At 43.1% G+C, this 18,919-nt stretch carries 17 protein-coding genes; 9 read left to right on the plus strand and 8 right to left on the minus strand.

Annotation, left to right across the window (positions count from 1 at the left end):
- Nucleotides 1–147: 147 nt before the first annotated feature.
- The 6 genes from ACT3QR_RS02515 to ACT3QR_RS02540 all read right to left on the minus strand — a co-directional run bounded on the left by ACT3QR_RS02515 (nt 148) and on the right by ACT3QR_RS02540 (nt 7,152).
- On the minus strand, nt 148–1,674 hold the full coding sequence (locus tag ACT3QR_RS02515; protein WP_444519808.1) for a glycosyltransferase family 2 protein: 1,527 nt from the start codon (nt 1,672–1,674) through the stop codon (nt 148–150).
- 771 nt (nt 1,675–2,445) lie between these two features.
- On the minus strand, nt 2,446–3,363 hold the full coding sequence (locus ACT3QR_RS02520; RefSeq protein ID WP_444519809.1) for a homocysteine S-methyltransferase family protein: 918 nt from the start codon (nt 3,361–3,363) through the stop codon (nt 2,446–2,448).
- Nucleotides 3,364–3,541: 178 nt separating this feature from the next.
- A complete protein-coding gene (locus tag ACT3QR_RS02525; RefSeq protein WP_444519810.1) occupies nt 3,542–4,219 on the minus strand; it encodes a DUF4377 domain-containing protein in 678 nt (225 codons plus the stop codon).
- 174 nt (nt 4,220–4,393) lie between these two features.
- Complete coding sequence (locus ACT3QR_RS02530) at nt 4,394–4,894, minus strand: META domain-containing protein (RefSeq protein ID WP_444519811.1); 501 nt, start codon at nt 4,892–4,894, stop codon at nt 4,394–4,396.
- Nucleotides 4,895–5,225: 331 nt separating this feature from the next.
- Nucleotides 5,226–6,353, minus strand: coding sequence for a zinc-binding dehydrogenase (locus tag ACT3QR_RS02535; protein WP_444519812.1), 1,128 nt, complete (start codon nt 6,351–6,353; stop codon nt 5,226–5,228).
- 121 nt (nt 6,354–6,474) lie between these two features.
- A complete protein-coding gene (locus ACT3QR_RS02540) occupies nt 6,475–7,152 on the minus strand; it encodes a glutathione S-transferase family protein (protein WP_444519813.1) in 678 nt (225 codons plus the stop codon).
- Between the two features lie 183 nt (nt 7,153–7,335).
- On the opposite strand from ACT3QR_RS02540, the gene ACT3QR_RS02545 reads away from it, so the two are divergent.
- Entirely contained in the window at nt 7,336–8,247 is a 912-nt protein-coding gene (locus tag ACT3QR_RS02545; protein WP_444519814.1) for a LysR family transcriptional regulator, read from the plus strand.
- A gap of 97 nt (nt 8,248–8,344) precedes the next feature.
- Here ACT3QR_RS02545 and ACT3QR_RS02550 read toward each other — a convergent pair whose 3' ends face one another.
- Nucleotides 8,345–9,118, minus strand: a complete 774-nt coding sequence (locus ACT3QR_RS02550; RefSeq protein ID WP_444519815.1) for an IclR family transcriptional regulator — start codon at nt 9,116–9,118, stop codon at nt 8,345–8,347.
- A gap of 223 nt (nt 9,119–9,341) precedes the next feature.
- On the opposite strand from ACT3QR_RS02550, the gene ACT3QR_RS02555 reads away from it, so the two are divergent.
- From ACT3QR_RS02555 to ACT3QR_RS02590, 8 genes are all read left to right on the plus strand, one after another.
- A complete protein-coding gene (locus ACT3QR_RS02555) occupies nt 9,342–10,133 on the plus strand; it encodes a putative hydro-lyase (protein ID WP_444519816.1) in 792 nt (263 codons plus the stop codon).
- Between the two features lie 147 nt (nt 10,134–10,280).
- Complete coding sequence (gene accB / locus ACT3QR_RS02560; protein WP_444519817.1) at nt 10,281–10,805, plus strand: acetyl-CoA carboxylase biotin carboxyl carrier protein; 525 nt, start codon at nt 10,281–10,283, stop codon at nt 10,803–10,805.
- A 68-nt stretch (nt 10,806–10,873) separates the two neighbouring features.
- On the plus strand, nt 10,874–12,220 hold the full coding sequence (gene accC, locus ACT3QR_RS02565; RefSeq protein WP_444519818.1) for an acetyl-CoA carboxylase biotin carboxylase subunit: 1,347 nt from the start codon (nt 10,874–10,876) through the stop codon (nt 12,218–12,220).
- Nucleotides 12,221–12,297: 77 nt separating this feature from the next.
- The gene (pxpB, locus tag ACT3QR_RS02570) at nt 12,298–12,951 is read left to right on the plus strand and encodes a 5-oxoprolinase subunit PxpB (RefSeq protein ID WP_444519819.1); all 654 of its coding nucleotides are present in this window, start codon (nt 12,298–12,300) and stop codon (nt 12,949–12,951) included.
- 52 nt (nt 12,952–13,003) lie between these two features.
- Nucleotides 13,004–13,927: a biotin-dependent carboxyltransferase family protein gene (locus ACT3QR_RS02575; RefSeq protein WP_444519820.1), complete on the plus strand. Its 924-nt coding sequence runs from the start codon at nt 13,004–13,006 to the stop codon at nt 13,925–13,927.
- On the plus strand, nt 13,917–14,654 hold the full coding sequence (gene pxpA, locus ACT3QR_RS02580) for a 5-oxoprolinase subunit PxpA (protein ID WP_444519821.1): 738 nt from the start codon (nt 13,917–13,919) through the stop codon (nt 14,652–14,654). Before ACT3QR_RS02575 ends, pxpA begins: the two co-directional genes overlap by 11 nt.
- 49 nt (nt 14,655–14,703) lie before the next feature.
- Nucleotides 14,704–15,891 (plus strand): NRAMP family divalent metal transporter, encoded by a 1,188-nt coding sequence (locus tag ACT3QR_RS02585; protein ID WP_444519822.1) that lies wholly within the window; start codon nt 14,704–14,706, stop codon nt 15,889–15,891.
- Nucleotides 15,892–15,910: 19 nt separating this feature from the next.
- On the plus strand, nt 15,911–16,336 hold the full coding sequence (locus ACT3QR_RS02590; RefSeq protein ID WP_444519823.1) for an acetyl-CoA carboxylase biotin carboxyl carrier protein: 426 nt from the start codon (nt 15,911–15,913) through the stop codon (nt 16,334–16,336).
- Nucleotides 16,337–16,500: 164 nt separating this feature from the next.
- Here the strand turns inward: ACT3QR_RS02590 and ACT3QR_RS02595 are convergent, their stop codons facing one another.
- On the minus strand, nt 16,501–18,771 hold the full coding sequence (locus tag ACT3QR_RS02595) for a TonB-dependent receptor (protein ID WP_444519824.1): 2,271 nt from the start codon (nt 18,769–18,771) through the stop codon (nt 16,501–16,503).
- Nucleotides 18,772–18,919 lie beyond the last annotated feature (148 nt).

Consider the following 18,919-nt stretch of genomic DNA (forward strand, 5'->3'; position numbering starts at 1 on the left):
ATCATGGCTACAAGCGTTATAGTTAGTAGGGCGGTGTATAGGGAACTTAGTATAGAAACGATAAAAGACAATAGAATGACCTTAGTTAAAAATTGGCTGGTGCAGATCGCAAATTTTTACGAATTATTAGCTTTATGAGTGCTAGTTTTATAGGTATCGGCTTTTACGAATCGATGGTTTTTTATTTTTCAATAAAGACGTCGCATAAGATGTTGTTATAGTTTTCTTCTTTTTATGGGCTACTTTTAAAGTTTGTTTTAGAGCCTTACTTATACTAGGTTTGTCTGCTCTAGCATCAGAGAAATTGTCCATTGCTACCTTGGCTGCGCTTAGTTTTAGAATACAAACGGTCGCTGCACACACAAATAATACTGGTGAATAGAGCGGTGAAAACGGCGCTACAACTAGAGCTGTAACGATATTTAGCACCAATAACAGCTTTGGGAGAGCCACTATATTCTTAAGGAATAACGAATGACGACTTTGGATATAGTTTTGTTTTGGTGTACAGACAAAAGGTTTCTTTCGTCCCCACAGCACTGGAAGCCATGACAATGCACCAATCTCCCAAAAGTTTAAGTGCATCAACCATGTTTGTATTTTTCTACTAAAACGTGGCTGATGGCTGTCATCTATTTGTTTGTTGAGAGGAGATTGATCACGGCAATATGCCCACAAACGTCTAAAGACAAAAAACGCATAGCTTGCATAAACCACATATAAAGGGGTAAGCATCGACACGTCAGAGTTGTTTACTAAGAGCATATCAACCATCACCAGTAAGGAGCAGATATGCAAAAGGATAAAGAACCCTGTGAAGTTTACCCAAGCACTCAGTTGAGACAGATGAGCACGTATGTATGCCAGACGTTCACCAATACCTTCGTATTGCGGGATATGTTGGACTGAAGCGTTGTACGGAGCTGATAGGTAATCCTTGAGTACCTGCATGTTGCCGTAGATCCAGCGCCGACGTTGACATATTAGGTCATCTAGCGTGCTAGGTAGTAAACCCGTGGCAATAACTTCTGGTATGAACTGACTGCGAAAACCTTGTCGATGCATAAGCACACCCATCTGAGCATCTTCAGTGATAGACGCACCTGACCAGCCACCTATGTTCAAAAGATCCGAGCGTCGAATAACAGCGTAAGTACCTGTAGATAAGGCGCGATTACGATTAAAAGGACGATGCAAATGATGATTAAAATAGTGATTCAGTTCATTATGCGCATCGAGCTGTCCTTCATTACGGTAAAACTGTGGAAACTGAAGTAAGGTATGCTCAGGGTACTGGGCGATAGCTTGCATAATAGAGGCTCTAGCATGTGGTAATGCTTGGTAATCACTATCGACAACCACAATGCGGCTACAGTCTGGACTCATTAGCCCAAGTGCCAAATTCAAAGCCCCAGCCTTAAATCCTTCGACATGATCAATATGATAAAAATGGACGTTCAAATTAGCGTCTAAGCTTTTGCAAAACGCAGCTAAAGGCTCATACAATGACGTCTCTTTATTGTTATTATCGATAATCAATATCTCATCACGCGCTTCTTTTACTGCTAATAACGACTTGATTGTGGCAATAACCAACTCTGGAGGTTCAGCTCGCGTCATCAATTGAAAACTGAGTGCTTCGTCAGTCAAAGTTTCTGATGTATTAGCAGTCATGTCTAGTCCTTAGGCATGTACGACAAGTTAGAGTTATATAAAGGAGAGTATGTTTAGACATAATGTAAGTACTTGTATCTTCAGTTATTTGGGGAATACCAATGAATACTAATACAAAATTAAGTAATGGTTTAGTCGATAATTGTTTGTGATAAATTAACTATGTAAGTTGTACGTAATGTGACATAAAGTTTTATGGTTCACTTACAGACAAATAGGACGCTTTTGGATCATGAGTAAACATGTGGTTAGACATTGTCTTTGGGTAAGGGTAGTCAGCACAAGAAGAAGACGATGAGAAGAAAACATCAGGCGGGCAAGTTTGTATCAGTACGTTGACGCACGACTAAGACGGGGAAAAAGCACGGCTAGAATCATAGTTAGTCTCAGAAGCTAACTATATTAATAACGTCTGAAGCTAGATTATTTATCTTGATGCTTAGCTAGGGTTGATTAAGTCAAGTCAGCATTAAATGGTGACACACCAGTTCTAGATGGCATCTTTTGAAGGTAGTTGAGTATCGAATGATGTAATGAGCGGGAAGAAAGGAGCGTTAAGTATACCGCGAGACTATCTGATCAAGATTCAGTTTTACCATGGCTTTAGTGGTTGTGCTCCGTCTTAGTCTGAATTGTCTGCTTATACTAGATTTTTTGATACGCTACAGCACTAGCACTGTAACGACCAACAAGTGAATTTGATGGTCGTTAACATGATGAACTCAACGTTCTAACTGTTTTATATTTTTCTATATTCAAACTAGCCTATGTCTAGCCAGCGGAGAAGTGTTGGCTTAATTCCTGAATATGTTCAGGGCCAATACCGCAGCAGCCGCCGATCAATGAGGCCCCTTGTGCTTGCCACTTTTGTGCCCAGAGCAGATAGGCGGGCGGGGTCAAATCATCACGAACTTCATTCAATGTATCATTTGCCGCAGCATTTTTCGGTTGTGGCGGGAAAGCATTGGCATAAGCGCCAAGTTTGATATGCTGCGCTTGTTTTGCTTGCAAGACAGTCTGCGCAACATCTAATGCTTGCTCGATAACATCAGGTTGGCAGCAGTTAAAGAGTATTGCCTCGACATCGAGAGCAGCCATTGTCGACACGGCTTCCTCGACGGTTTCTCCTGAGCGCAGACGTGGTACATCGATATCCATACTGTCTTCTAAAGTAAAAGCTACCCATAGCGGTTTATTGTCCGTATCTAGCGTATTAAGTAGCTCACGGACAGCGATAGATTCGGCGATTAGACTCTGAGTCTCAGCGAGCCAAAAATCTACATACGGATTTAGACCTTTGATCAGTGGGGTAGCGATATCTTCTACGTGGTCAGCATCAAACAAGTCTGCACGGTAGGAGCCAAACAGTGGCGGTATAGAGCCTGCAATTTTGGTTGCTGCATCTTCTAGTGTCACTGCTGCACGTGCCATTTCACCTGAGGTTGCTGCCAAATCTTGTGCTTGTGCCACAAAAAGTTCCTCGCCAATATGAAAAGGTACTAGCGCGTAACTGTTGGTCGTAATAACTGCTGCGCCGCTCTTAATATACGCACGGTGTACATCACGAACGATTTCTGGCGCTTCTATCATTGCCAGTGCTGACCATTCAGGTTGACGAAACGGTGCACCGCGCTTCGCCAGTTCTCGTCCCATGCCACCATCAATAATTGTGGTTGTATTTATTGACATAACGAATCCTTCTTTATTGTGAGTAGACAAACCTGTTGAGGTGCTATTTTTAAAAATAGTGTTATGTAAAGGAGCGAAATACTAGGCGGAATAAGCGTGAGATGCAACCATAGGTTGAACAATGATAACAATTAATCGTGTGGCTGCTTGTCTGTTTAGAAGAGTTATGCCTCAGTTACTAAGGCTGGGTTCTTTTCTTTTCGATGACTTTTATCAGCTTGCTCTGCACTGATGACGCATCAGCAGGCGGCATAGCAACGGCTGTGTTTTTTATAAGCAAGGTATACTCATAATCAGGCTCATAATCAAAACCTTTTATACCACTATATCTATACTGCCAATCTGTTTGACTACCCACTTGGTCAGCTGGCTTGGTTAGGAGGCATGATTGTGGCGCGACGCCTACACAGTCTACTTGATGGTCAGCGACGATGATTTTGCGTAATACATATGGCATGGCATGTACAGTTAGCTGACGCTCACCATCTGGCTTTGACTGCTCGCCTGTTACTTCTATGTCACCTTTAACTTCTATATAGTCACCTATCGCCAATTTTTGCATTTGATAAGCATTCTGCTGACCAAAATTGGCTTTGCTAATAGATGCGGTATAGGACTTTCCATCTTGGTCTACGATAGTAACTTTTTGCTGATTTCTGTCTTGTGAAATAACACCCGTTACTTGACCGATTATCGCTTCAGTACTGCTTGGTTTTAGAGTGTTTATGAACGAGTTGTTGTCTTCAATCTGGCTAATACTTGTTTTATCATTCGAGTTGGTTTGGTTATGACTGCTACACGCAGTTAGAGAAGATGTGGCAATGAGTGCCAAAGTGCAAAATTTAATAAACGACATGATATATCCTTGTTATGATTGATTTAGATACTTGTTTTTAATGCTTCATGAAATGGCTTAAAGCAGTTTTTATTACTGATGTTGAGGCTAGCAGTTTGTTGATATAAATAATGCCTCGCTAATTTATAGTGAGGCATTTTTCATAATTTTAAGGTAGAGCTATATATGCAGTACTCAAGGTGTATTCGTTTTAGGGACTGCTTTAAAGTGAGCTGTTTGGTTGTCATTCGTGACGATTAACACAGGCATGTTATCGCTGTTTTCACCAAAGCTGTATTTGCCTTGTATTGTTGTAACGGCAGCACTATCAAACTTTGCTAAGTGTTCAGGGCAGGCCATTCGAGTACTTCTGATTGCGCTTAGTTCTACCTCGCCATTCGCCAAACTGTATCCCGCGCTCATGTTGTTGCAAGTATTCATAAGGCTCACCATATTGCGGCCTTCAACAGTCATAAAGTCCAGCGTTAATGGTCTTGATGGATCAAAAAATAACGCCTCAACCAAGTCTCCGTTATTAAGCTTGGCATCTATAAGACGCCAGTTATTCGCCTCTAATGTCTCTGTTGTGATTGGTTGTACGGCTGGCTTGGTAGTGTTAGTCGTCGTTTGGCAGCCAGTCGCAAGTGCGCTCATCACAAGCGTGGATGCCATCATTATTTTTGTTGTGTTTTTCATAGTAATCTCTCAAAAAGTAGATAGTTTAATTGTCTAATATTTTTATTTAAAAGTTAGGGTACATGAATGCTAATTATCACAAAGAAGCCATGTAACTACAAGAATGCTTTAATTTTCAAATAAGAAGTATTCAAAGAGGCTATATTAAAAGTATCAATATTCACAGAGTCAGTATTCAAAAAAGCTGAGCTACCGCCTTTTACTAACACGGCTTAATAATAATTAAGTACAAAAAAAGCAGATACCGTTAACAGTATCTGCTTTTCTATATCGAAAATCAGTCTATGAAGAAGTTGCTACATCCTAAATTACAACAACTTTCTAGGTGTTATTAAACCTGAGGCGTAATCAAATACTTCTCGCCAGTTGCTTGCTTACCATAAGCAGCGATTGACTGTAAATGTAGTACTTCAGCCAATGTCACTTCATGCGTATAGCTGCTTGCAAACGTGGTAGTGATTTCATCAGCCACACGTTGGCGCATCTTAACGACGGTTTTAGTGCCCAGTTTGCCTAGCGCATTGAACAGTAGGAAGCCATTTACGCCCCAAGCAAAACCAAAGTTACGGTTTAGGGTAATAGGGCCACGGTTTAGTGCGCCGTAGATGTAGGCTTGCTTAAATGTGTTAGAGCCATAGACGCTGTATTCTTCTACATCACGAGTGATAGCGGCTTCCATACAGTTAAGAATATCACTGCTTAGCTGACCACCACCGATAGGGTCAAACGAAATTGTCGCGCCTGTTTCAGCAATCGCTGTTGTTAAGTCAGCAAGGAACGTCTCGCTGCTTGAGTTGACCACATATTTTGCGCCCATATCACGCAATAGCGTCTCTTGCTCGTCTCTACGGACGATATTTACTAGGTCTACGCCATCAGCCATACAGATACGGTTTAGCATTTGACCAAGACTAGAAGCGGCTGCGGCATGTACGATGGCTTTGTGACCTTCAGCGCGCATAGTTTCGACCATAGCTAGAGCAGTCAGCGGGTTCACAAAAGAAGAGGCGCCTTCTTTGGCTGTGGTACCTTCTTTTAGTTCCAAGCAGCTCTGTACATTGACGCAATGATATTGACGATACGTACCACCACCGATGACCGCAACCGTTTTACCCATCAATGCTTGGGCAGCATCAGATGATCCTGCTGCGACGACTGTACCAGCGCCTTCGTTACCGACTGGTGTGTCTTTGCCAACGCGAGTCTTGACAGATGGCATGAACTTAGCTGGCACGTCAGCGGTGATAACTGGATTCTCGTCTGTACCAGATTGCGCCGCAGTCGACATGTCAGCGACACTAAACAGAACCGCTAAATCAGATGGGTTCAACGGTGCGGCTTCAATACGAACCACGACTTCGTCAGCACCTGGCTGCGGCATATCAATGTCTTGTAAAGCCAATGTTAGTTTGTTGTCTTCACTGATGGTTGAGGTCAGTTGGATATTTTTATCAGTCATAAGGTTTGCTCCTGCGAATAGTTAGATTTTTTAGACCAATTCCTTGACGGTATTGGTCGTTTTTTAGATTATTGAGTTTTGGTAGTTCTCTTAATGTGGCTAATTTTTATTAGCTCACATTTTATTTAGCGTTTGCGGCTTTAATTTGAGCAGTCACGTGTTGCATAAATTCAGGCATGTTTGCTTGGCTATCTGCCTGAACACTTTTTGCAATGTCGGTTTCACCCATGGCTTTGTTCCATTCTTTCATGCCGTCTACTTCTGCTAGTACATCCCACTCCAGCTGAGTTGATCCAAAAGCGTTGACAATAGTATTGACGTAATGCACATAGATGTCAGCCATGGTGAAGTGCTCGCCTGCAATCCAAGGAGAAAATTTACATAAGCGATTCATAGCAACAATACCGCGGCTTAATACTTGGCGTACTTCGTCTTTGATTGCGTCTGGTGCTTGAGTACCAGAAAATACATAAGGAATCAGGCGGCGGCTTGGTAGCTCAAAATACAGCTCTGCTATTTTCATAATTTGACGTACAGCCGCGCGTTCTGCTGCATTGTTCGGGTAGAGCGGCTTTTCTGGATATGTTTCCTCAAGGAAGTCACAAATCACGCTCGATTCTGACAGGTTAAATCCATCAGGCATTGTGATAGCAGGCACTTTACCGACTGGGCTGACGGTTAATAGGTCGTCACTACCGGCGTATAAAAGGTCTTCTTGAAACGGAATGCCTTTATATAAAAGAGCGTGTTTAACGATGTTGTAATAGTTGCTTGCTGCAAAACCGTGCAAAGTAATCATAAGTCATTCTTCCATTGTTGACATAAAAGTTATTTTTAATCGTATTTTAATTGCGACGTTCAAGTTAACCACATTATTACTGGTTTTAATGTGGTTATATATAAGGAATAACGTGAATCACTATTGCTTTTAAGACAATAATAAGGCGAAAATACTAAACTATTTACTTAATGGAGAGGTCAGTTGGATCAATTACGTGCCATACGGTATTTTAGCAAAGTTGCTGAAACAGGCAGTTTTACTAAGGCAGCAAGTGCGTTCAAAGTGCCACCATCATCATTATCTAGACGAGTATCTGATTTGGAAAAAAGTTTGGGCGCGACATTATTGAAGCGTTCGACCCGAGTCGTAAAGCTGACTGAAGTAGGGCAGGTTTATTACAATGATATGCAGCACATATTGAACCAGCTAGAGCAAAGCAAAGAAACGGTGCGCAGTTACCAGACTACGCCCATGGGTCGCTTGCGAATCAGCTCGATGGTGGGTTTTGGTGAAAAGATACTACTGCCATTGTTAGATGAGTTTGGTAAGTTGTACCCAGAGATTGTATTGGATGTCAGTCTCAGTGATGAGCTGTCTGCACTAGGGCGTGACGATGTCGATATTGCGATTCGCGGTGGTTACGCACCAAATGAGCGAGTGATTGCTATTAGGCTCATGGACAATGGGTTTATACCAGTCGCGTCGCCCAGTTACCTGAAAGTATATGGTGTACCCAGTCACGTGATGGAATTAAAAGAACATAAAGGACTGTATTTTAAAGCGCCAAACGGGCCAACGCCTTGGCTATGCCATGTGGATGACCAATGGCATGATATTTCGGGGCCAGCAGTTGCGATCTCAAACAACGGACCATGGCTGGCAAAAAAAGCCTGTAATGGTGAAGGTATCTTAATGTCTACCTACTGGGCATTGTCATCGTATCTTGAGTCAGGCGCATTACAGGAGATTAAATTTGAGCATCCGTTAGCGATTACGCAACATGCTGATATGGCCGTGTATCTGCTGTATCAAAAGCAGCGCTATCTCGTGCCAAAAGTAAAAGCAGCTATCGACTTTTTGGTTGAGAAAATAAAAGTAGGAAGTGAGCGTTGATGTAATGGAAGTGTGCTATCTACAATCGCATTACATTCATATTCACATCAAGGCCTAAGAGGCTTGAGATACAAGAGTCATAGCATATTATGACATGCTACTCATCATATTTATGATTGAAAACAACAGATAACTCGTTGGCCGCCTCTTGCATGACAGGCACATAACTCAGTAGCTCATCCAAAGATTTTCTGACGGTAGGACTATGAGTAAATACCGTGGCGAATGCGGGCTGGTCACCATTCGGAATTGGGACAGCACAGGCGACCATACCAGGAATAAACTCTTCATTATCTGTCCCTATCTGTGTATTACGTACTTCAGCAATGGACGTCATTAATTGTTTTTTGTCAGTCTGAGTACGAGTCGTGAGCGCCTGTATCGATAGTTTTTCTACAATACGCTCGCATTTATTATCAGCCAACTGCGTCAATAATAATTTACCACTGGCACAGGCCCAGATAGGTACATTGGTTCCAGTAGGTAATTGTATTTGGACAGGCCAGTCAAATATCACACGATCGATATATACCACTTCTAAATCTTGCAACACCGCAATCCCTACCGACTCACCAATTTTAACGGAAAGCTGTTGTAATATCGCCAATCTTTCCGCTTTAAAAGGACTGTTTTTCCATAAGTCTAAAGCTAGGTCATGTGTTCTTTTTCCGCAGGTTACTTTTCCATGCAAATCTAACTGGACAAATTGAAGCGGTTGTAGCTGATTTAACAATCGGTACATACTAGGTACAGGGATGTCCAATGTTTCTGCTAAATCAATAACTCCCATAGGCTTAGGAGATCTGGCCAATACTTCTACGATTTGTAAAACTCGCTCGACGCTTGAGCCCTTTTTTTTGACATTATTCATAGTTTAATTTGTATCCTTAACTGTGTGTTCAATAAGATCAATCATCATGTTCATCGCATTTTTCTGTATTCATATCTTGTCATATCGAAATTGTTCTGATAAGTTACATAACGATAATTATAGTTCTCGATATATGAAATAAAATCATAAATAACTATACTAATATAAAACAGATTATAAACTTTTATCTGCTAAAAATAATAAAACGTAAGAGGTTGTAATCATGTTAGATTTAGCAAATATGTCCCCGATGGAGGTCAGAGCGTTAATCAGTAACAATGAACTTAACAAGTCGACGTCTGGCATGTGTAAAGGTCATATACAAGCAAACCTAGTCATAGTGCCCAAAAATTTGGCCTATGATTTTTTATTGTTTGCACAAAGAAACCCAAAATCTTGTCCTGTTTTGGATGTTACTGATGTCGGTAGCGCAGAGCCACGTCTCATGGCAAAAGGCGCAGACTTGAGATCTGATGTCCCAAAGTATCGAGTATATAAATACGGCGAGTTAGTGGCTGAGGTATCAGATTTAAAAGACTATTGGCGAGAGGATTTGGTCTGCTTTCTTTTAGGATGCAGTTTTTCCTTTGAGTCTGCCATGCTAAATGCGTCTATTCCTATCAGGCACATCGAAGACAATCACAATGTGCCAATGTATATCACAAACATAGAAACCGAGCCTGCAGGACAGTTTCATGGAAAAATGGTGGTCAGCATGCGGCCGATACCTTATCCATTAATCACCCGAGCCGTTCAAGCCACTTCTCGATTCCCTCAAGTACATGGCGCGCCTGTCCATATCGGAGACCCTAGCGTCATTGGCATAACAGACGTTCATACGCCTGATTTTGGTGATGAATCACGCCTAGAGGAGGGTGAAGTACCTGTGTTTTGGGCTTGCGGCGTAACGCCTCAAAGTATTGCAATGACCAGTAGGCCAGAACTTATGATCACACATGCTCCAGGACATATGTTTATCTGTGACCCAAAGGATGAAGATTTGGCAGTTTTATAACTTTAATGCCCATACCGTTAAATAAAAAATGCTCAAAAGTAAGACTCTAGCTATATAAATTACATTGCAAGTATCTAAGTATCTATTTTTACATCGCACAAGTTCTTATAAAACATAATTATTCACTCTAATGGAACAGCCAATCATATGAATATTAATTTTACGGATTTAGAAAAGCTGATCAAGATCGCAGAAAATGCTGATATACAAACGCTAGAAGTGACTGATGGTGATGCTCGTATCTCTATCGTTTGTCAGGCCAATGGCAATGAAAGCAGTAATCATATTGGCAATACTTCCCACTCGAAAATTTCTCAATCAGATTCACAAACGGCAGAATCCCATAATAACATTGCTAATAATAGCAGTGCAGACAACCACTCTATTAATGAAACAATGACCACAGAGGTCGCCAATTCCTCTAGCGCTTCATTACAAGTATTGGCGCCTATGCTTGGTACTTTTTATCTTCGTCCTGAGCCGTCAGCTGAAGTGTTCTTTAAGGTAGGTGATCAGGTAACAGCAGGGCAGACGCTATGTATCATTGAAGCCATGAAGATGATGCATGAGGTAAAGGCAGAAGCTGATGGTACGATTCAAGAGATTCTGATCGATGAAGGTGATGTCGTAGAATATGCACAGCCCTTATTTATTATAGCGCCAGGCAGTTAAAGCTGCTCAATATTGTATGGACGCTGCACAAAAACTGTATTTGACACTATATATTTAAGGGAATAAACATGTTCACAAAAATCTTAATTGCCAATCGTGGCGAGATTGCGCTACGTATCATCCGAGCTTGTAAGCAGCTAGGTATTCAATCTGTCATTGCTCACTCTGAGTCTGATAAAGACTCGTTACCCGTACGCCTAGCCGATGAAGCAGTATGCATCGGACCTGCCAACGCCACCCACAGCTACCTGAATCAAAGAGCGCTGGTTTCTGCGGCAAAAATTACCAATGCGCAGGCCATCCATCCGGGCTATGGTTTTTTGTCTGAAAACGCTGATTTTGCCGCTTTGGTTGAAGACTCAGGTCTCGTGTTTATCGGCCCAACGGCTGACAACATCAGAAATATGGGTGACAAGGTTGAAGCCAAAAAGCAAATGACTATGGCGGGCGTGCCCTGTGTGCCGGGTTCTGATGGCGCTTTGCCTGCTGATTCAGAGCAAGTTATCAAAATGGCGAGTGACGTTGGTTATCCAGTCATTATTAAGGCCGCGAGTGGCGGCGGCGGGCGTGGTATGCGCGTGGTCGAAAAAGAAGCCGATTTACTCTCTGCTATCTCTATGACGCAAACAGAGGCCAAAGCCAATTTTGGTAGCGACATCGTGTATCTTGAAAAATATCTACAAGCACCTCGCCATGTCGAAGTACAAGTCATGTCCGATACCCATGGTAATGCGATTTATTTAGGTGAGCGTGATTGCTCGATGCAGCGCCGTCATCAAAAAGTCATTGAAGAAGCCCCAGCACCCGGTATTACCGAAGAGCAGCGCCGCACAATTGGTCAAGCCTGTGTCACCGCTTGCGAGCAAATGCAATATAGAGGCGCAGGTACGTTTGAGTTTTTATACGAAAATGGCGAGTTCTTCTTTATCGAAATGAATACCCGTGTGCAGGTTGAACACACCATTACTGAGATGGTGACGGGTGTCGATATCGTGCAGGAGCAAATAAGAGTAGCGGCAGGGCTCGCACTGGCATATAAGCAAAGCGATATCGCCATTACCGGACATGCCTTTGAATGCCGTATTAATGCTGAAAACGCGCAGACGTTTTTGCCAAATGCTGGACGCATAGACTACTGCCATATGCCAGCAGGATTTGGTATCAGAGTAGATAGCCATGCTGAGTCAAACTATACCGTGCCGCCATCTTATGACAGTCTGATTGCCAAGATCTGTGTACAAGATCGCTCAAGAGAAAAAGCGATAGAAAAAATGCGTGCGGCACTATCGGAGGCGCAAATTACGGGCATTGATACCAATATTGGTTTGCATCAACGTCTGTTTAAAGATGAAGTGTTTTGTCAGGGTCAAATGAGCATTCATTATTTAGAAGAGTGGATACAAGACAATATATAAATAATCTCTTTCTTATGTCTTTAATCTATACCGAAATAAAAGCCAAATTTAGTTAAAAAGTAATGGAGTGCGTGCTAATGGAACTACAATGGCAAATATGCAGTGAAACCAATCTAGCGTTGTTTTTCCCTAAACCGACCACCTTAGAAAAACAACAAAAATGCTGGGCTTTATCAGACAGTATCCAAAAAATGCCAGAAGTCATCGAAGTGGTGATTGGTATGAATACGCTCAGTGTATTTACCGTGCCATTGACTTGGGCTGAGCTAACTGCTTTTAGAGATAAGCTTACAGAACTGCTCAATGACATCCCTTCAAAAACCATCCAAGGTAAGCACGTCGAGATACCCGTGCATTACGGTGGCAAATATGGCCCCGATCTAGCGGCCATGGCGAATGATTTAAACCTCTCAGTTGAAGCCGTCGTCGATCTACATACTAAAGCCACTTATACCGTTTACTTCATCGGTTTTCAGCCAGGATTTCCTTATCTTGGCGGCTTGTCTGAGTCATTATACTTCCCAAGGCATGCCATTCCTAGAACCCAAGTGCCAGCAGGCTCAGTGGGTATCGGCGGCGAGCAGACAGGGGTTTATCCTTTTGATTCTCCAGGCGGTTGGCAGCTACTAGGTCAGACTGATATTGCTTTATTTGATTTAGCCAAGAACTCACCGACCTTGCTAAACGCAGGCGATACTTTGACATTTAAAGCGATTGATATTCATCAATAAGCGATAAATAAAAGATGCATCAATCAAAGAGACAAATAAACAGGTGGTATCGATGAAAATTTTAACCGCAAATGCTCTTGCCAGTATTCAAGATTCGGGACGACTGGGTTACCGAAGCATGGGTGTGGGTAGAAATGGCGTGATGGACAACTGGGCGCTACAAGCTGGTAACGCTTTGATGAAAAACGAGGCAAACGAACCTGCTATTGAAATAGCCCTCGGTGAGCTAAGCATACAGTTTGAGGAAAGCGTCAGTTTTTGTTTAACAGGCGCTTTATATGAAGCGTATTTAGACGACAAGCGTGTTCCTTGCTATTGGCGTATCAATGCGACCGCTGGGCAGACGCTCAAGCTTTTGCGTCCGTTACAAGGTATGTATACCTATTTATGTGTGCATGGTGGCTTTGATGTTGAGCCAGTATTACAGTCAGTCAGTACCAATCTAAAAGCCGAATTTGGCGGATTCGACGGCCGATATCTAAAAGCTGATGACAGCTTAACGGTAAAAACCGGATCAAACCTGCCTGTGATTGGTGTTGCCCGCATTGTCCCAACCGATGCCATTAGAGTGATAAAGAGTAGCGAATATGATTGCTTCACTGAGTCATCGCAACAAGCGTTTGAGGCCCAGCCTTGGAAACTACAAACCAGTAGTAACCGTATGGGCTATCGTTTAGAAGGGGCAACAGCGCTTGAATTTAGTAAGCCCGTAGAAATGAGCTCACATGGTGTCGATATGGGTATGATTCAGGTGCCACCGCAAGGGCAACCGATTATTTTGATGGCAGATGGGCAAACGACGGGCGGCTATCCAAAAATTGCAACCGTTATCAATGCTGACATAGGTCTGATGGCGCAGATTAGGTTTGGCAAAGCTTGCCAGTTCGTCGTTGTGTCATTAGAGCAAGCGTTAAAGGAACAGCAAAAAAGACAACACTATATCGATCAAATAAAGGAGTATGCCAATGAAAATTGATTTAAATGCTGATGTGGCAGAAGGCTGCGGGCAAGATGATAAGTTACTAAAGATAGTCAGTTCAGCCAACGTCTGCTGTGGTCTTCACGCAGGTTCCTATAGCGAAATGCTAGCCACGTTGCAATTGGCCAAAGAAAACAACGTGAGCGTAGGCGCGCATCCTGGTCTAAACGATAGAGAAAACTTTGGCCGTATTCATGAGCCATTAAGCGAATCTGAATATCGTGCCTTGTTAGCATACCAGCTGGGTGCAACCAAAGCGCTTTGTGATTTGATCGGTGTGACTTTGGACTACGTAAAGCCGCATGGTGCGCTATACAACCAAGCCGCTATTGATGAAGATTTATCAGACATCTTGGTAAGTGAAATCAAACGATTTGATCCAAGCCTAAAGGTCATGGGTTTGTCCGGCGGCTATTTGGTTAAATCAGCTAAGAAGCATGGTTTAGAAGCCATATCAGAAGTGTTTGCCGATAGAAACTATGAAAAAGACGGCTCGCTGGTCTCTCGTAGCAAAGACAACGCCCTGATAACCGACACAGATGATGCGGTTAAGCATGTGTTGCAGATGATTACTGAAGGGACGGTCACCAGTGTTTGTGGCCAAACCGTACCAGTAGAAGCACAAAGTATCTGCCTACATGGTGATGGCGAACATGCTATTTTATTTGCACAAGAAATCAAAAAACAACTAGAGCTCAAAGGTATCACTATATCTGCTAAATAAATATCCGCCCCCTAACAATTAAACAACCTCATACAGATCAAGGATATTTATGAGTACTCTAAAAAAACACAATACCGCCATTTTAGGCGCGGCTTTTCTGATGGCGACATCAGCGGTAGGGCCAGGATTTTTGACCCAAACCGCCACATTCACCGAAAGTCTCATGGCAAGTTTCGGTTTTGTTATCTTAATATCTATTATCATGGACATTGGCGTTCAGCTAAACGTTTGGCGCATCGTTGCTGTCTCCAAAAAACGTGCACAGGAAATCGCCAACTTGGTGTTTCCTGGTGTCGGTTATTTGCTCGCTTTCCTGATTATTGCGGGTGGTCTTGCTTTCAATATTGGTAATATTGGCGGGGCTGGACTTGGTATGCAGTCCATGTTCAACATATCACCTATCACGGGTGCGCTGATCAGTGGTGTGATTGCCGTTGCTATCTTTTTGGGCCGAGAAACGGGCCCTATGATGGATAAATTTGCTCAGTTAATGGGCTTTATCCTGATTGTGTTGATTATTTATGTGGTCTTTAAGTCTGATCCGCCACTAGCAGAAGCCGCCAGTAAGACCATCATGCCGGACAAGATTGATGCCGTCGCTATCGTGACACTAGTAGGTGGTACGGTTGGGGGTTATATTACCTTCTCGGGTGCGCATCGCTTATTAGAAGCGGGTGTGAGCGGAGAAGAAAATTTAGGCTCAGTCACCAGAAGCTCAGTTTCGGGTATCTTAATTGCTTCTGTAATCCGCGTATTTTTATTCCTTGCGGTATTAGGTGTAGTGTCTCAAGGCTTTGCATTGGATCCTGCTAACCCAGCGATGTCGCCTTTTGAGTATATCTTAGGAAACGCTGGTAAGGTTATTTTTGGTATGGTAATTTGGGCAGCTTCTGTGACCTCAGTTATTGGTGCTGCTTATACCTCTGTGTCCTTTATGACCAACTTTCATCCGTTTATTGAGAAGCACAAACGCTACTTCATTATTGGCTTTATTGTTGTCTCGACACTGGTGTTTGCGACTATCGGTAAACCTGCCCAAGTATTGGTATTGGTTGGTACACTAAATGGCTTGGTATTGCCTATCGCCATGATAATCATCCTGATTGCCGCCTACAGAAAAAATATCGTTGGCAATTATAAGCATCCGATTTGGATTGCAGCATTTGGCTGGTTAATCGCCATCGTTATGAGTATTCTGAGTGCCATGACCATTGCTAAATATCTAGGTATGAGTTAACTATTAATTTAAGGAGTTTATGATGGATATAGAGCAAATAGCACGTGTGGTCAAAATGGTTGAGAGTAGTCAGTTGCACGAAGTCACGATTGCAGATAATGGTCAATCTATCAAGGTGGTGAATAGTTTAGGCGAGCAGAGTAATGTCAGCGCCAATCCTATATACACTACAGCTACTCATGAGCCAGAACAGCAAAGTAGTGATGCCGTACAAGTATCTGCAACCTATGTAGGGCAGATCTACTTAAGTGAAGATGACACAACAGACAACCTAGTCAAAGAAGGCGACCATATTCAAAAAGGTCAAACCATCTGCTTTATTGTTGAATTGACACGTTTGCAGCCAGTGATTAGCAATAAAGAAGGTATTGTCACGGCAGTCTTAGTTGAAAGTGGTCAGAATGTTGAATACGGACAGCCTATCTTCGAGTTGGCCCGCAGTTAAAGGTAATTAATGTAGTTTTAGCTAAATTGAAATAGAAAACCCTTTAAGCGACAACTGATGCTTGAAGGGTTTTTTTACGCTTAATATTAAAAAAGAAGCCAAACCCATTATATTTTGGCTTCTTTATAGAGGTAGTGATTTGATGATAAAACGCGAGTTTCTAATTAAAATTTATAGTTGACGCCCACGTAAAACGAACGACCCGCGCCAGGTACGGCAGTGCCCCAATTGGAGCCGGTAGTTAGCTCGTTATTGATGCCCATAGTGCTGCCTTGACCCATATAAGACCCGCCCAGTGGCAATGCGTAGTTTTTGTCCAACACATTATCAATACCTGCCTCAACGCTAACCGCATCCCATTGGTAGCCAGTGCTCAGATTCAATAAACCGTAACCTGCGGTTTTAATCTCGTTACGTGGCGTTGATACTTTATTTTTAGCGGCTACAGCAATCACTTCAACTTGGTTTTTCCAGTTATTGTTTTCATGATTGAGGGCAATACTGGCGTTGAGTGGCATGATATTGTAAAGATGAGAACCTGTATCTTTGTTTTTGCCATTGGTGTAGCTCAGTGATCCAGCCAGTCCCCAATCACCCCAAGCGTTGGATACTAAGTCGCGGTCCGCTGTGATATCGATGCCGTATATCCTGGCATCTTGGTTAGTATAACGCATCACGTTATATTGATTGGCTGTCTGAGTGGTTGCGGCAGTGTTGTTTGCTGAATCCCACTGTACGGCATCAACGTAATCATCGATGTGCGAGTAATAAGGCGTTGCTTTTATGCCCCAGTTATCATCAGCACCACGCCAGTCAAATGTCATGGATAGCGTATTAGATTTTTCAGGTTTTAGATCAGGATCACCGAAATATCCATTACCATCACCCACAGTGTTATTCATGATAGAGGCCATGCCCCATGTCGACCATGTATACCGCTCGTATAGGCTAGGGGTGCGCTCTTTGTGCGAAGCCCCAAATTCGATAGAGCTGTTGTCGCTCATATCGTAGCGTGCAATGGCAGTGGCGTCGACATTATTGTCAGTGGTGCTACGGTCACTGGCATTAAAGATGGCGCTATCGCGGCCTTGGTTGGTCATCACCATTGAGTTGTAGCCACTGACCTCATCAGCACTGGTGCGTACGTTTTCGTAACGAGCGCCTAGCTGTGTGGTCCATTTTGGGGCTATTTGTTTTTCCCACTCAGCATAAACACCGATACGTTCGCGTTCGCCATTATTGATATTTTGAAACTCATTAGGCCCCATCATGCCAGTACCAGAGGCGGGCCATAAGTCATCGAGTGTATAGTCTTGATACTCAGCGCCTAGGGTTACCGTACCTTGGTCAGTTAAATCAACGATACCCTTAAGGTTAGCACCGATGGTTTCACTGTCGGTATACATCGGCATGCCAGCAGCGGTGCCATATAAGAACTGTTTGTCCTCACCAAAGTTCATATAGTGTTCGACGTCTTCGTGATAAGCCTGTGCTTCTAACTGACCCCAGTTTAACTCACCTTTATAGCGCAGGTTCACTCTGTCGAGCTGGTTGTCTAGCATGTCCATACGCTGGTTTGGGTACAGCTCTTCTGGCACGTGTTGCCATAGGTAGGTACCTTGTAGCAGATGATCCCCATTTTTATAAGCCACATCGACAGACTGAGTTTGGCTCTCAAAAGCAGTCGAGCCAACTTCATCTTTTGCCAAACTTTGACCGCTGCCACTTGCATCAGTATAAGTTTTAAAGTCACCACCAGCATCGTAATTGTCTGATTTTGCATAGCTGCCTTTATACGACAGGCTTAATGCGTCATTAGCGATGGTGGTTTCAACGTTGGCGCCGTAGCCATTGCCGTTACTGCGATAGAACGCACCAACTTCACCTGAGGTCACAATGGTACTGTCTTCTGAGAATGTTGGCTCTGCTGACTCTACGACAATGGTGCCGCCGATACTATTACCACCGACACTCACGGGTGGGACGCCTGCATAGACAGTGGTTTCTTCGACCGCACTCGGTGAGATGTAGGATAGGGGTGAGTTCATGCTGTTTGGACAAGAGGCAATTGAGTCGACACCATCTACTAAGATGCGCAGACGGTTATCAGCCAGCCCTCTAATCACTGGTAGGTTTGAGATGCCACCTGCGCTTTGCACATTAATACCAGGGATTTTGGTTAATATGGTTGCAGTATCGCTGGTCGCTACTTGTTTATTGTCGATATCATGTTGATTAAGCGTCGCAGAAGTACCTAGACTATTGGCGCCTGACGCGCTTGCCTCCACGGTAATAGCTGGCAGGTAAGCCATTGGCATATCATCATTAGAATGATCTTCGCCATTGTGCGCGTATGCGCTACTGATTTGAAACACCGCCACTGCCAAAACGCTAAGTCTTAATGCAGGTGCCGTACTTTTTGATAGATGTTGCATAGTATTCTGTCCTGAAAACTTTGAAAAACACGTGATAAAAGGGATTGTATTTTCGGTTATCAGTCATAGCGGTGATTCAACATTTTTATGTTCGATGCTTCTGCGTCTGATATCTGAGGTAAAGTATCGACAGCACGAAGCTGACAAT

The organism is Psychrobacter sp. AOP7-B1-25 (assembly GCF_052376195.1).
GTDB lineage: Bacteria > Pseudomonadota > Gammaproteobacteria > Pseudomonadales > Moraxellaceae > Psychrobacter.

What these genes read in the sequence shown, in the direction of transcription:
- ACT3QR_RS02590 (WP_444519823.1), top strand. Translation starts at nt 15,911, where the DNA reads ATGATGGATATAGAGCAAATAGCACGTGTGGTCAAAATGGTTGAGAGT.
- ACT3QR_RS02595 (WP_444519824.1), bottom strand. Translation starts at nt 18,771, where the DNA reads ATGCAACATCTATCAAAAAGTACGGCACCTGCATTAAGACTTAGCGTT.
- ACT3QR_RS02550 (WP_444519815.1), bottom strand. Translation starts at nt 9,118, where the DNA reads ATGAATAATGTCAAAAAAAAGGGCTCAAGCGTCGAGCGAGTTTTACAA.
- ACT3QR_RS02525 (WP_444519810.1), bottom strand. Translation starts at nt 4,219, where the DNA reads ATGTCGTTTATTAAATTTTGCACTTTGGCACTCATTGCCACATCTTCT.
- ACT3QR_RS02530 (WP_444519811.1), bottom strand. Translation starts at nt 4,894, where the DNA reads ATGAAAAACACAACAAAAATAATGATGGCATCCACGCTTGTGATGAGC.
- ACT3QR_RS02540 (WP_444519813.1), bottom strand. Translation starts at nt 7,152, where the DNA reads ATGATTACTTTGCACGGTTTTGCAGCAAGCAACTATTACAACATCGTT.
- ACT3QR_RS02520 (WP_444519809.1), bottom strand. Translation starts at nt 3,363, where the DNA reads ATGTCAATAAATACAACCACAATTATTGATGGTGGCATGGGACGAGAA.
- accB (WP_444519817.1), top strand. Translation starts at nt 10,281, where the DNA reads ATGAATATTAATTTTACGGATTTAGAAAAGCTGATCAAGATCGCAGAA.
- pxpB (WP_444519819.1), top strand. Translation starts at nt 12,298, where the DNA reads ATGGAACTACAATGGCAAATATGCAGTGAAACCAATCTAGCGTTGTTT.
- ACT3QR_RS02575 (WP_444519820.1), top strand. Translation starts at nt 13,004, where the DNA reads ATGAAAATTTTAACCGCAAATGCTCTTGCCAGTATTCAAGATTCGGGA.
- ACT3QR_RS02515 (WP_444519808.1), bottom strand. Translation starts at nt 1,674, where the DNA reads ATGACTGCTAATACATCAGAAACTTTGACTGACGAAGCACTCAGTTTT.
- accC (WP_444519818.1), top strand. Translation starts at nt 10,874, where the DNA reads ATGTTCACAAAAATCTTAATTGCCAATCGTGGCGAGATTGCGCTACGT.
- ACT3QR_RS02535 (WP_444519812.1), bottom strand. Translation starts at nt 6,353, where the DNA reads ATGACTGATAAAAATATCCAACTGACCTCAACCATCAGTGAAGACAAC.
- ACT3QR_RS02555 (WP_444519816.1), top strand. Translation starts at nt 9,342, where the DNA reads ATGTTAGATTTAGCAAATATGTCCCCGATGGAGGTCAGAGCGTTAATC.
- ACT3QR_RS02585 (WP_444519822.1), top strand. Translation starts at nt 14,704, where the DNA reads ATGAGTACTCTAAAAAAACACAATACCGCCATTTTAGGCGCGGCTTTT.
- pxpA (WP_444519821.1), top strand. Translation starts at nt 13,917, where the DNA reads ATGAAAATTGATTTAAATGCTGATGTGGCAGAAGGCTGCGGGCAAGAT.